14 protein-coding genes are annotated in these 11,815 nt (G+C 66.5%); 6 read left to right on the plus strand and 8 right to left on the minus strand.

Annotated features, from left to right (window positions below; genetic code table 11):
* A partial coding sequence (locus ACM9NP_RS18440; RefSeq protein ID WP_415647981.1) for a hypothetical protein occupies nt 1-502 on the plus strand: 502 nt, incomplete at its 5' end.
* Nucleotides 503-653: 151 nt separating this feature from the next.
* Here the strand turns inward: ACM9NP_RS18440 and ACM9NP_RS18445 are convergent.
* Both ACM9NP_RS18445 and ACM9NP_RS18450 read right to left on the minus strand, forming a co-directional pair.
* Nucleotides 654-1,340 carry a metal-dependent transcriptional regulator gene (locus tag ACM9NP_RS18445; protein ID WP_415647982.1) on the minus strand — a complete coding sequence of 229 codons (687 nt, stop codon included), beginning with the start codon at nt 1,338-1,340 and terminating at the stop codon, nt 654-656.
* A 310-nt stretch (nt 1,341-1,650) separates the two neighbouring features.
* A complete protein-coding gene (locus tag ACM9NP_RS18450; RefSeq protein WP_415647983.1) occupies nt 1,651-2,625 on the minus strand; it encodes a sigma-70 family RNA polymerase sigma factor in 975 nt (324 codons plus the stop codon).
* A gap of 222 nt (nt 2,626-2,847) precedes the next feature.
* Here ACM9NP_RS18450 and ACM9NP_RS18455 point away from each other — a divergent pair, with 222 nt between their 5' ends.
* Complete coding sequence (locus ACM9NP_RS18455; RefSeq protein ID WP_415647984.1) at nt 2,848-3,222, plus strand: BlaI/MecI/CopY family transcriptional regulator; 375 nt, start codon at nt 2,848-2,850, stop codon at nt 3,220-3,222.
* A gap of 60 nt (nt 3,223-3,282) precedes the next feature.
* Complete coding sequence (locus ACM9NP_RS18460; protein ID WP_415647985.1) at nt 3,283-4,176, plus strand: M56 family metallopeptidase; 894 nt, start codon at nt 3,283-3,285, stop codon at nt 4,174-4,176.
* 16 nt (nt 4,177-4,192) lie between these two features.
* Here ACM9NP_RS18460 and ACM9NP_RS18465 read toward each other — a convergent pair whose 3' ends face one another.
* The 3 genes from ACM9NP_RS18465 to ACM9NP_RS18475 form a co-directional block, all read right to left on the minus strand.
* Entirely contained in the window at nt 4,193-4,810 is a 618-nt protein-coding gene (locus ACM9NP_RS18465) for a trimeric intracellular cation channel family protein (protein WP_415647986.1), read from the minus strand.
* 32 nt (nt 4,811-4,842) lie between these two features.
* Nucleotides 4,843-5,121 carry a DUF3039 domain-containing protein gene (locus ACM9NP_RS18470; protein ID WP_415647987.1) on the minus strand — a complete coding sequence of 93 codons (279 nt, stop codon included), beginning with the start codon at nt 5,119-5,121 and terminating at the stop codon, nt 4,843-4,845.
* A gap of 64 nt (nt 5,122-5,185) precedes the next feature.
* Entirely contained in the window at nt 5,186-5,560 is a 375-nt protein-coding gene (locus ACM9NP_RS18475) for a DUF3099 domain-containing protein (RefSeq protein ID WP_415647988.1), read from the minus strand.
* 78 nt (nt 5,561-5,638) lie between these two features.
* On the opposite strand from ACM9NP_RS18475, the gene dtd reads away from it, so the two are divergent.
* Nucleotides 5,639-6,061, plus strand: a complete 423-nt coding sequence (dtd, locus tag ACM9NP_RS18480; RefSeq protein ID WP_415647989.1) for a D-aminoacyl-tRNA deacylase — start codon at nt 5,639-5,641, stop codon at nt 6,059-6,061.
* 149 nt (nt 6,062-6,210) lie between these two features.
* A complete protein-coding gene (locus tag ACM9NP_RS18485) occupies nt 6,211-7,911 on the plus strand; it encodes a DEAD/DEAH box helicase (protein ID WP_415647990.1) in 1,701 nt (566 codons plus the stop codon).
* A 108-nt stretch (nt 7,912-8,019) separates the two neighbouring features.
* Here ACM9NP_RS18485 and ACM9NP_RS18490 read toward each other — a convergent pair whose 3' ends face one another.
* The 3 genes from ACM9NP_RS18490 to ACM9NP_RS18500 all read right to left on the minus strand — a co-directional run bounded on the left by ACM9NP_RS18490 (nt 8,020) and on the right by ACM9NP_RS18500 (nt 11,016).
* Nucleotides 8,020-8,259: a DUF7455 domain-containing protein gene (locus ACM9NP_RS18490; RefSeq protein ID WP_415647991.1), complete on the minus strand. Its 240-nt coding sequence runs from the start codon at nt 8,257-8,259 to the stop codon at nt 8,020-8,022.
* Between the two features lie 370 nt (nt 8,260-8,629).
* Nucleotides 8,630-10,267, minus strand: a complete 1,638-nt coding sequence (locus ACM9NP_RS18495) for an RNA polymerase sigma factor (RefSeq protein WP_415647992.1) — start codon at nt 10,265-10,267, stop codon at nt 8,630-8,632.
* Between the two features lie 230 nt (nt 10,268-10,497).
* Complete coding sequence (locus ACM9NP_RS18500; protein WP_415647993.1) at nt 10,498-11,016, minus strand: LytR C-terminal domain-containing protein; 519 nt, start codon at nt 11,014-11,016, stop codon at nt 10,498-10,500.
* Nucleotides 11,017-11,381: 365 nt separating this feature from the next.
* Between ACM9NP_RS18500 and ACM9NP_RS18505 the strand changes: the two genes are divergently transcribed.
* Nucleotides 11,382-11,681: a DUF4193 domain-containing protein gene (locus ACM9NP_RS18505; protein WP_415647994.1), complete on the plus strand. Its 300-nt coding sequence runs from the start codon at nt 11,382-11,384 to the stop codon at nt 11,679-11,681.
* The last annotated feature ends 134 nt before the right edge of the window (nt 11,682-11,815 follow it).

An 11,815-nucleotide genomic window follows, 5' to 3' on the forward strand; every position in this document is an offset into this window, starting at 1 on the left:
CACCCCGACCCAGGCGCCCCCCGCGCCGACACCGAGCGTTCCGGCCGCCGAGGCCGGAGGCGCGTGCGTCTACCTCGACTTCGCCGAGCTGGTCGAGGCGACCGGCCAGTCGTTCTCGATCGCGCAGGCCGGCGGCGCCGACGTGGTGGTCAGCTGCGTCCTGTTGACTACGGCCGGATCACTGCCCGACATCACGTTCACGAAGGCGTCGACAGCGGCTGACGCCGACACCTACTGGTCGGAGATCGCTCCCGACAGCGCGGACAAGATCGAAGACCTCGGGAAGACCGCGTACAGCGCGCTTCGCAAGAAGGTCAAGGGCGGCGGCCCCGTCGTGGAGATCGGCTGGCTGACGGACGGTCACATGTACAGCCTCCGCTTCACCACCGCCAAGGGCACGAGCAAGGACGACGCCTCGGCGACCGTGAAACCCCTCGTGAAGGTCGCGCGGGCGATCGCCGAGCGCGCGGCGGCCGAGGACGAATCGGACAAGGACGACTAGCACGCGGCGCTCGCGCGATGGGCGTTTCGGAGTCCTGGGTCCCGTTCGGGCGTCCATCGCACGAGGCGGCATCGGACGTGTCGGCGGGCACCACCGTGGTCGCCGACCATCGAGACGGTTCGGTGACCTGGCCGGATCGCGAACCCTCGGCTCAGCCGACCGGGACGACGAAGACCCGGCTCGCGTCCTGCGCGGAAATCCGGGTGGTCGTCTCCCCGTGTGACAGCAGCACCTCGTTGTCGTGCTGCACGACGTCGACGACGGCGCCCGGGTTCACCCCGGCGCTGTGCAGTTCGTGCAGGAGCGCGGCGTCGGTCTGGACGCTCTCGCACAGCCGGATGACTTTGACCGAACCCGGTAGCCCCGGGGACGCCAGGTGCCGTTCGGCGGGGTCGCCCGTGGCGTCGTTGACGTCGCCGCCGAGGGCGTCGAGGCCCGGAATCGGGTTGCCGTAAGGGGAGTGGGTCGGGCCTTTCAGCAGTTCGAAGACCTTCTTCTCGACCGCGTCGCTCATGACGTGCTCCCAGCGGCAAGCCTCCTCGTGGGCATCCTCATAGGACATTCCGATGACGTTGACGAGGAGCAGTTCCGCGAGGCGGTGTTTGCGCATGACGCCGACGGCGCGTTCACGCCCGGCGGTGGTCAGCTCGAGGTTGCGGTCGCCGAGGATGGTGAGCAGGCCGTCGCGCTGCATACGGGCGACCGTCTGGCTGACCGTCGGCCCGCTCTGAGCGAGTCGCTCGGCGATGCGGGCACGCAGCGGCGCCACGCCCTCCTCTTCGAGTTCGAGGATGGTACGGAGGTACATCTCCGTCGTGTCCACAAGATCGGTCGTCACGCCCGTATTCCTTTGCCACTGGTTGGCTTGTGCCGTGATCGTTTGAGTCGCCGCCGCAGTAGGCGGCGTGAGGGTAAACGACCGCACCACCGGGAATGTTCCCGGTGGTTGCGGCGTGTTCCACAGTTGGTCAAATGGTACCGGTCGGCTATGACAGCCCCCTCGCAGCGGCGGCGGTCACTCGCTCCCTCGCCGTGGATGGTGCCCCGTTCGTTCGTGCGCCCCTGTCGTCCCCGTTGACGGCGGAAGCAGCGCCCCTGCGCCTCCTGATCGTTCGTGCTCCGTCGACGCGGAGCGTGCCCACCGTTCCTCAGTGAGCGAAGTCGGCGAGCTGTGCTGCGGTGCCCGGTTGACGCAGTTTGTGCAGCGTCAGCTTCTCGATCTGGCGAACCCGCTCGCGGGAGAGCCCGAACGCCTTGCCGACCTCTTCGAGCGTGCGCTGACGGCCGTCGTCGATCCCGTAGCGCAGGCGCAGGACGCCCTGCTCGCGCGGAGAGAGGGACATGAGCACCTTGCCGACCTCGGCACGCAGCTGCGTGTAGGAGGCACCCTCACCGGGCTGTTGGTCGGTCGGGCAACGCAGGACGTCCGACAGGGGGGTGTCCCCGTCGTCGCCGACGGGCTGGTCCAGGCTCACCGGGTCCCGGTCGTAGGACATGAGCTCCAGGACTCGGAAAGGCTCGACACCCAACTCCGCTGCGATCTCCACATGGGAGGGTTCGCGGCCGAGTGAGGCGGTGAGCTCGCGACGGACGCGCGTCATCTTGTTGATGTGCTCGACCGTGTGAGCGGGAACGCGGATCGTGCGCGCCTGGTCCGCCATGGCGCGCGTGATGGCCTGACGAATCCACCAGGTCGCGTAGGTGGAGAACTTGAAGCCCTTGGCGAAATCGAACTTCTCGACCGCGCGAATCAGTCCAAGGTTCCCCTCTTGGATCAGGTCGAGCAGCGAGACTCCGCGGTTGGTGTAGCGCTTGGCGATGCTGACGACGAGTCGCAGGTTGGACTTGAGCAACATGTCCTTCGCTCGGGATCCCTCCCGTGCCAACTGTTCCAGATCGCGACGAAGAAACTCGTCGGAGATCGGGTTGTCCGGGTCGGACAGTTTGACTTCCGCGAAGATCCCCGCTTCAATGGCCTTGGCGAGTGCGACCTCTTCGGCGGCAGTGATGAGGCGGTGCTTTCCAATCCCGTTGAGATAGGCACGAACAGAGTCGGCGGTGACGCTCGAATCCGCGCGACGCTCCTTGGTGGTGTTGTCGTTGTCGATAAGCGTGGTTCCCACGTTGCTTGCCTTCCCAGAGTGCGGCGGCGTCAGTCCCGTACGTGACGCCTGGATCAAGCATCACTCCGTGTCTGTTAAAACCACGTGAAGCGACCATCGAGGTGGCACAAACCGGGGAGAAGAAATGCCCTGATTGCCGGAAATGCCGTGAATGCGACCCCGTTCTACGCACGGTAGAATCGTGTCAGGAACCCCCGTGTCGATCGAACAGAGGAGCTGAGTGTGGCGCGACTTGGAGAACTGGAACACGCCATCATGGACGTCCTGTGGTCCGCTCCGCGGCCGCTGACCGCTCGTGAGGTGCGCACCGCGATGCCGGACCGCGACCTCGCGGCCACCACCATCCTGACGGTCCTGTCGCGCCTGGAGGCGAAGGGCCTGGTCGCGCGCGACCGCAGTCAGCGGGCGCACCGCTATTCGGCCGTCGACGGCCGCGACGCCCACGTGGTCGAACTCATGCGGCAGGCACTCGACACCGCACCCGACTCGACGGCCGCGCTCGCGCGTTTCGCCGGCTCCGTCAGCCCCAGTGAGGCCGAAGCGCTCGCCGAGGCCCTGGGCGAGGCGATGCTCCGCCGCCGGAAGGAAGGCGGCTGACCGATCGGACCACACACCCTGGCCATCGTCCTCGTACTCACCGGCGCCGCGATCGCGCTGATGGGCCCGATTCCGGCGTGGCTCGACAACGCGGCATGGGCCACCCGTGAACCGCGCGCGGCACTGATCCTGTGGCAGGCCATCGGCCTGACCGCGGGCATCACCGTGCTCGGCGCGGCCGGCGCGATGGCACTGGCGCCGCTGGACGAGTCCCCGCTGGTCGCGGCCACCGTGTTCGTCCGCAACGTCGCCGAAGGCGATCTGACGGGCGGTCTGGGAATCGGCCACCTGATCCTGTTCGCGCTCGCGTTCGCGATGTCCCTTCGGCTCGCCGTGGTCCTGCCCGTCACCGTATGGCGAACCATGCAGGCGCGGTACCGGCATCGGCACCTCGTCGGCCTCGTCTCGAGCCCCTGGCCCGCCGCGCGGCCCGGACACGGGCACGTCCTCGATCATCCGGTCGCCGCCGTCTACTGCCTTCCCGGCCGTGTCGCCGCCGACGCCCCGCGCATCGTCTTCACCAGCGGCGCTCTGGCCACATTGGATGATGAGGAACTGGCCGCCGTCCTCGAACACGAGAACGCCCACCTGACGGAGCGGCACGACCTCGTCGCGATGCCGTTCTTCGCGTGGGTCTCCGCCTTCGGCTGGTTCCCCGGCGTGCGTCGATCCCGCGCCGCCGTCGGAACACTGCTCGAACTCGTCGCCGACGACCGCGCCGCGAACGCCTGCGACCCGGCCGCGCTCGCCTCGGCACTGGTGCGCATCGGAACGGCCGGACAAGGCGGCGCGACACCCGCCGGAGCGCTCGCCATCGACGGCACCGGAGTCCTGCTGAGAGTTCGACGTCTGCTCCACCCGCCCCCGCGATCCCCGCGCTGGCGGATCACGGCCTACGCGATGGCCGTCGGACTGGTGTGCCTGCCGGCGGTCGTCCTGTTGCCCGTGTGGTGACGACTCCCGTTCAGGGTCAAGCGCTCTCGGGCGGGAGCTTCGGGAGCGGAGCCGACCAGTTCCGCTGCACCGAGACCATGCGCAGTCCGAACACGACGACCGCGCCGATCACCGACATGACCCCCTCCGGCCAGTCGAAGACACTGCCGGTCGCGACGATCAACGCGCCCACCGCCGAGGCGACCGCGTAGATCTCCCGATGCAGGACCACCGGCACCTCGTTGGTCAGCACGTCTCGGATGACGCCACCGCCGACGCCAGTGATCATCCCGACCATGCACGCGCCGATCACCGGTAGGCCCGCGTCTATCGCCGCCGCCGTGCCGACGACCGTGAACAGTCCGAGCCCCGCCGCGTCCAGCGTCAACATGGTGCGTCGCAGACGGAACACCCGGGCATGCGTCCAGAACAACGCCGAGGACGTGAGGATCGCGGTCACCGAGTACCGCCAGTCGACGAACGCCACCGGCGGGGAGACGCCGATGACGACGTCACGGATCATTCCACCGCCGAGAGCGGTGATGAAACCGACGACGACCACGCCGAACAGGTCCAAGCGCCGGGCCGCCGCAGCCGCGGCGCCGGACGCGGCGAACACGGCTGTCCCGAGCAGGCTGAGTACCAGCAACAGCACCGCGTCCCCCGATCACGAAACCTAAGACGAGGTCAGTCCTCGGAATCGCCGCCGCCACCGCCGCTGCCGCTCATCGACTCGAAGATCTCCTTGCAGAGCGGACACAGCGGGAATCGCTCCGGGTCGCGCGAAGGGACCCACAGCTTTCCGCACAGCGCGCGGATCGGGACTCCCGACACCATCGAGTCCATGAGCTTGTCCTTCGGCACATAGTGCGCGAACTTCTCCTCATCGCCGTCGTCGTAACGGTATTCGGAGCTGGTGCGCTCCTGGAGAATCGTGCCGCCGTCGCCTTGGAAAGTCTCGGTCATCGTCGTCGCCTCTGTCGTCAACCCTGTTGTTTCGTGTCCCAGTCTGTCACGTCCGACGCCGAAATCAGGAATCGACATCGATGACGCGTGACGCAGGTGACTCATCCGGTTCGGGCGCCTCGTTCGAGGTGACCTCGCGAGTCCGGGAACGTCGGCGTTTCGGCCCCACCCGGTTCGACAATCGGTGACGCTCCTTCGGCAGGCGATCGTTGGCGACCAGCACCGCCATCCAAGGCAGCAACACCATTCCCAACGCGCACAACGACAACCACAACCACAGGAGCGGCGCCTCGACGCTCACGAGTATGAACGCCACGATCAGCAGCAGTGCCCGGATCGCCATCATGACGCCGTATCGGATCTGTCGGATCCGCAGCTGTTCGTCGCGGCTCGGCTCGGCGTCGGTGATCAGGGCCGGCTTTTCGTGCGCGTTCGGCATATCGCCAGCCTTCCACCTCGCGGACGAGACCGCCACCTCAGGGCGGACTCGCCCGACCGACTTGGCACGATGGTGGGCATGCGAGCGGTGGTGCAAACGGTGAGCACGGCGTCGGTGACGGTGGGAGACGAGACCGTCGGGGAGATAACGGATGGTCTGCTGGTGCTCGTCGGCGTCAGCACCGACGACTCGGTCGACGAGGCGGCGTGGATCGCCGACAAGATCTGGACCCTGCGGATCCTCGACGACGAACGCTCGGCCTCGGACGTCGCCGCGCCGATCCTGGTGATCAGTCAGTTCACCCTCTACGCCGACACCCGAAAGGGGCGTCGTCCGAGCTGGAACAAGGCCGCTCCGGGGCCGGTGGCCGAACCGCTCGTCGAGGCCGTCGTCGAGCGATTGCGCACTCTTGGCGCCACAGTGGAGACTGGAAGGTTCGGGGCGTCGATGCTGGTGCACAGCGTCAACGTCGGCCCGCGCACCATCCTCTTGGAACGGTAATAGATACATCGCTCGATGTGATGTCGCGCAGTCCGTGTCGCCGGAAGCACCGAGCGAGGGGCGCTAAACTCGAATTCATTCGACTGCCCCCGTCGTGAAACGGCGGGGGCAGTGCCGTGGGGTTGATCCGAAAAGGAGCATGACGAACGATGCCGGTGGTCGATCGCGATTCCTTGCCACCACTGCGAGCCTGGCAGCGCAAGGCGATGGTCACCTACCATCGCAACCGCGCGCAGGACTTCCTCGCGGTGGCCACGCCCGGAGCGGGAAAGACGACGTTCGCGCTGCGAATAGCGGCGGACCTGCTGGACGACAAGGTCGTCTCGCAGGTGACCGTCGTCGCCCCGACCGAGCACCTGAAGACGCAGTGGGCGCAAGCCGCCGCGCGCGTCGGCATCGCGCTCGACCCGAACTTCCGCAACGCCGACATCCATACCGCCAGTGACTTCCACGGCGCCGTAGTGACGTACGCGCAGATCGGCGCCGACCCGGCGGTCCACCGACGCCGCACCATGACCAAGCCGACGCTCGTCATCCTCGATGAGATCCATCACGCGGGCGACGCCCGATCCTGGGGCGAAGGGGTGCAGACCGCGTTCGGGCCCGCCGAACGACGCCTCGCCCTCACCGGGACACCGTTCCGCTCCGACGACAACCCGATCCCGTTCGTCAACTACGAACGCGGCGCCGACGGAAGCCTCCGCTCGCGACCCGACTCGATCTACGGCTACACGCACGCCCTGACCGACGGCGTCGTCCGACCCGTCCTGTTCCTCGCGTACTCGGGTGAGGCGCGCTGGCGGACCAGCGCCGGAGACGAACTCGCGGTCCGTCTCGGCGAGCCGCTGACGAAGGATCTCACGTCGCAGGCGTGGCGGACGGCCCTCGACCCGGCCGGCGACTGGATTCCCCAGGTGCTGCGCGCGGCGGACGCGCGCCTGACGGCCCTGCGATCGGCGGGCATGCCGGACGCGGGCGGCCTCGTCATCTCCTCCGACCAGCAGACGGCGCGCTCCTACTCGAAGATCCTCGAACGCGTCACCGGAACGAAACCAACGTTGGTGCTCTCGGACGACGCCGGTTCGTCCGATCGCATCGCTCAGTTCACGAACTCGGACGACCGGTGGATGATCGCCGTGCGGATGGTGTCGGAAGGCGTCGACATCCCTCGTCTCGCCGTCGGCGTCTACGCCACGAACGCGCACACGCCCCTGTTCTTCGCCCAGGCGATCGGACGCTTCGTGCGCTCGCGTCGTCGCGGTGAGACCGCCTCCGTGTTCGTCCCCAGCGTCGCACCCCTGTTGGAGCTCGCCGCGGGCCTTGAGAACGAGCGCGATCACGTCATCGGTCCGAAGACGGACGCCGACCCCGAGGACCTGCTCGCCGAGGCGCAGCGCGTTCGGGACGAGCCGGGCGCGGACCTCGGCATGGGACGAGAGACCCTCGCCTCCACCGCCGAACTCGATCAGGTGATCTTCGACGGGGCGTCCTTCGGCACCCCGATCCAACCCGGCACCCCGGAGGAGGCCGAGTTCCTCGGGCTACCGGGCCTGTTGACCTCCGAGCAGGTCCAGGCGCTCCTGCGGAAGCGGCAGGCCGAACAGATCGCGGCGAGAAGCTCCGCGGCGCCGCAACAGCGCGCCGCCGCGCCCGTTCAACTGAGTCCCGCCGAGCGTCGCGTCGCGCTGCGCAAACAACTCAACGCACTTGTGTCGGCCCAGCACCATGCGACGAACGAACCACACGGCAAGATCCACGCGAAACTGCGTCAGCTGTGCGGAGGCCCACCGAGCGCGCAGGCGACGATCGAGCAGCTCGAACAGCGCATCCGCGCCATACAGAAGCTGTGAGCCGGCCGGGGAGCCGATACGGTCCCCCGACCGACAGCCGGACATGACAACGGCGCCGGGTTCCCTTGGCTTTGGGAACCCGGCGCCGTGCTGTGGCTATGGGCAGTACTAGTTCTTCGACCCCAACAGGTCGCTTCCGCGCCAATCGAATTCGCTGTCGGCGGTGAAGTCGACGGTGATCTTGACGAGCTTCTCCGCGTATTTGTTTGCGTGGTGTCCGCAGAACACCAGGTCTTCCCCGCCCGCGAGGGTAATACGGAGCTTGGCCGCAGCGCTACAACGATCGCAGCTTTCACCTGTGACGGGTCGCGTGTCCGTCTCTGGTGGGGGCGTCAGGGTGGGTGTCATTGCCTCTCCTCCGCTGTGATCGGATCTGGTCACAGTTGACACTAGTTACTTGCTTCCGCCCCAGGGATTGGGGCCCTCTGACTCATCCTGCAACACGGAATCAACGACCAGACTTCCCGAGCCGGGTTGGTAAGCGACGGGGCTCACATTCTGTTACTCGATACCCAGGAGGTCGTGGTCAGAACACGGTATACGACGCATGCACTCTTCGGCAAGCCGCAAAGCCGGGCCGCGCGCGCCGCGTCATTTCTGTTTCTTTGCGCGAGACCGAAAAGCGCCGCAGAATATCGGTTCCCGGCCCGCGAGAAACCCGACGGCCGTAGCCGTGGGCCCGCGAACCGGGAACCGTCGTGAATGAGGCCGATGGCCGTCAGTCGAGATAGTCGCGCAGGACCTGAGACCGCGACGGGTGCCGCAGTTTCGACATCGTCTTCGACTCGATCTGCCGAATGCGCTCACGCGTGACGCCGTACACCTGGCCGATCTCGTCCAGCGTGCGAGGCTGACCGTCGGTCAGGCCGAACCGCAGCCGCACGACGCCCGCCTCGCGCTCCGACAGGGTCTGCAGCACCTGCTGCAACTGGCCCTGCAACAACGAGAATGACACCGCGTCGACGGCGACGACCGCCTCGGAGTCCTCGATGAAGTCTCCGAGCTGGCTGTCACCCTCGTCGCCGATCGTCTGATCGAGCGAGATCGGCTCACGCGCGTACTGCTGTATCTCGAGGACCTTCTCCGGGGAGATGTCCATTTCCTTGGCGAGTTCCTCCGGCGCCGGTTCCCGACCGAGGTCCTGGAGGAGTTCGCGCTGAATCCGGCCGAGCTTGTTTATGACCTCGACCATGTGCACCGGTATACGGATCGTCCGGGCCTGGTCGGCCATCGCGCGTGTGATGGCCTGTCGGATCCACCACGTCGCGTACGTCGAGAACTTGAAGCCCTTGGTGTAGTCGAACTTCTCGACCGCGCGGATCAGACCCAGGTTGCCCTCCTGGATCAAGTCCAGGAACGCCATGCCTCGGCCCGTGTAGCGCTTCGCCAAGGACACGACGAGTCGCAGGTTCGCGGCGAGGAGGTGGTTCTTGGCGCGTTCGCCGTCCCGCGAGATCCATTCCAGGTCTCGGCGGTCCTGGATCGGCAGTTCCTCGCCCGCCTCACGCAGCAGCCGCAGCCGCTCACCGGCGTAGAGGCCCGCCTCGATGCGCTTGGCCAGTTCGACCTCTTGGGCCGCGTTGAGCAGCGGCACCTTTCCGATCTGCTTCAGGTACGCGCGTACCGAGTCCGCCGAAGCGGTCATCTCGGCATCCTTGCGGGCCTGCTTCAGAGCCTCGGAATCCTCGTCGTCCCAGTCGAAGTCGGAGCCGCCCTCTTCGTCATCCTTCTTGGACTTCGAGGTCTTCTTGGTGGCTTTCTTCGTGGTCTTCTTGGCCGTTTTCTTGGCGGCCTTCTTCGGCTTGTCCTCGGCACCCGGCATGTCTTCGAGACCGTCGGGGCCGGCCGCGTCGGCGGCGGCCTGCTCGGCGATGGCGACGACGTCCTCGGCGGCCGCGTCCTCGGGAGAGGCGGCGGTCTTCTTCTTCGCCGTCGTCTTCTTCGCGGTGGCCTTCTTGGCGGCCTTCTTCACCGTCTTCTTGGCGGCGCCTTCGGCGTCGGACTCGGGGGCATTCAGGTCCGACACCCCGTCGACGTCCGCGGCCTTCTTGGCGGCGGCCTTCTTCGTGGTCTTCTTAGCGCCGGTCTTGGCCGTGGCGGCCTTCGACGCCGGCGTCGCCGAGCGGGCCGCAGGCACGGTGCGGCGTGTGCTCGCGGACCCATCCACAATGACGGTTACATCGGCCTCGGCGAGGGCGCGCAGAATCTTCTTTCCCTGCGCGGGCGCGATCTGAGCGCTTTCGAGAAAACCGGCGACATCGGCTGATGTGAGTTGCCCACCTCGACCATTGGCCAGCTGGAGAAGCGACTCTGTCAGTGAACGGACGTCAGTACCGTTGGGGCTCGCGTCTGTCACGAACTACCTTCCGAGGCGTTGGGCGGGCATGGCCGTACCAGGCATCATTGTGCACTCCGGCCAGCCGTAAATTGGCATGTGACCCGACATGGCCGTGTCGGCGACCATGAGGGCAGGCGTGAATTGTAACGCCGGGTTCTACCCAACAGCCACCGTGAGTACTAGTAGGCCACGAACGACCTGTACTCGAGCGGTTTTGTCGGGGCACGGCGCGTCGTGTCACGTTCGCGCTATTCGATGGCGCAGGTGCCATCGGGAGCTTTCGGGCGACCGATGACCGAGAGCTTTTGTCGTGCATCACTTTCGGTGTTGATCTGTTGAAAACCGGGGCCGAGCACGATCTCGACATAATCCTTATCGTTCTTGGGGTCGAAGATCGGCGCCGCGTCGGCGAAATACGCCACCAGCAGATGTCCGCCGCCGACCACCTTGGGGCCGTAACGAATTTCGGCGGAGGCTTTCATTTCGTCGGCCTTGGCGTCGTCGGTCGAATCGATGACAAAGCCATACTCGGCCAGTTGGGTCGCCGCCGAATCGGCGAGCCCGATTTGATCTGTCGCGTTGAGGACCCGAACCGTCACCTCGTTCGTCTCCGGCAACGTGAGGTCAACGGTGACCGCGTCGGCGGGGCAGTCGTCACCACCGGCGGTGGATTGACTGTCGTGGGAGATCGCCCACCACGACGTGCCTCCCGCGAGCAGCACGAGGACCCCCACGATGATCAACGCGCGAACCTGCGCTATGCGCACCACTGCCTCCCCGAGTCGGTCGTCGATGGAGAGGTTATCGTGTGTCGCCGTCATAGAACCGGTCGGGCGGGGGGCGAGTCGTGACTTTGTTATGTCCGTTTTATCCGGGATTCTGGCTCGGATTTTGTGGTATGCGACTCAACCAGGGAACAACTGTCGGGTACCCGACGTACAGAGCCTTGACGCGCGGGGTAAGGTACCGCGCTCGCGGGGAGGTGTCCGTTGGGGCGGGCGCCGCTCGCGGCCACCAAGCCGTGACCACGGTGCCCGCATCAGGGTGGCGGTTTGAGGGACCCTTCGCCACAGGGCTGTTGTGACCAGCGGCGGGTTCCGCGATAAATAGACGAAGTGGGAGTGAGGCAAGAATGGCTACCGATTACGACGCACCACGCCGAGACACCGAGGAATCAGGCGACGACAGTCTTGAGGAATTGAAGGCGCGACGGGCCGACGCGCAGTCTGGCAGCGTCGATGTTGACGAGACGGAGGTCGCGGAGAACTTCGAACTTCCGGGCGCCGACCTCGCCGACGAGGAGTTGACCGTCAAGGTGCTCCCGATGCAGAACGACGAGTTCCGTTGCTCCAGTTGCTTCCTGGTTCACCACCGCAGTCAGCTCGCTTTGCAGAAGAAGGGCAAGTTGATCTGTAAAGACTGCGCGGCCTAAGGGCTCGCGGCCATCGCCTGTTTCGGTGTGTGCCGTGCTGCGGCACACACGCCACGTTCTCCCGTCCGGACCGAGCACCCGCATGAGAGTCGGTCACGCGACGGGTCGAACGTAGTGCCGCGACGGCGAACCGC

This window comes from Stackebrandtia soli, assembly GCF_965137155.1.
Lineage (GTDB): Bacteria > Actinomycetota > Actinomycetes > Mycobacteriales > Micromonosporaceae > Stackebrandtia > Stackebrandtia soli.